Below are 531 nucleotides of genomic sequence, written 5' to 3'. Positions count from 1 at the left end.
TCACGCTTGCTGTTATTTCAGGCATTGCAGCCCTATTTGATGCCTAAACGTCTCGCACGATTAATTTTAGGATGGGGTTTCTACTCGCGGCAGTCCCATACTATAGTTGACCGCCCTAGTACCGAGATTATAGGAGATTTGACCGGATTGCAAAAGCGATCGCACAAAATGCTCTAAATCTGATCCAATGCGACGGAGATTATATTCTGTCAAATCTTCCCCTTCCGATGCTGCGACTAACTCATCAAACTTTCGATAGACTTGTTGCAGGGCTTCATCATTCCAGTTAAATTCATTATCTGGGTCAATGTCAATGGTCAATTTTTCTTCACTGGGAATGATTTCGTTATCCTGAAGTTCCGCAGTCAAAATGTGAATGTGACGGGTTGTAGACTTTAACAGCATAGTTTAGGATGAGTGAGACTAAGTGCCTATTATACACTTATTACGGCGACTGTGATCCCAACAATCACCAGAGGCTAGGCTAATTGATAAGTGCGAGACGTTTAGGAGACCAAATAAGGCTGCAAT

1 protein-coding gene is annotated in these 531 nt (G+C 42.7%); it reads right to left on the bottom strand.

Annotated elements, in window-relative coordinates; translation table 11 throughout:
- Positions 1–66: 66 nt before the first annotated feature.
- Positions 67–405, bottom strand: coding sequence for an NAD(P)H-quinone oxidoreductase subunit M (gene ndhM, locus ACTIE0_RS24960; RefSeq protein ID WP_006615757.1), 339 nt, complete (start codon positions 403–405; stop codon positions 67–69).
- Positions 406–531: the final 126 nt, after the last annotated feature.

Source organism: Limnospira sp. (genome assembly GCF_051859755.1).
GTDB classification, from domain to species: Bacteria; Cyanobacteriota; Cyanobacteriia; order Cyanobacteriales; family Microcoleaceae; genus Limnospira; species Limnospira fusiformis.
This window is presented reverse-complemented; position numbering and strand designations above follow the sequence as displayed.

Excerpts from the sequence above, each read along its gene's own strand:
- ndhM (WP_006615757.1), bottom strand. The coding sequence starts at position 405 with ATGCTGTTAAAGTCTACAACCCGTCACATTCACATTTTGACTGCGGAA.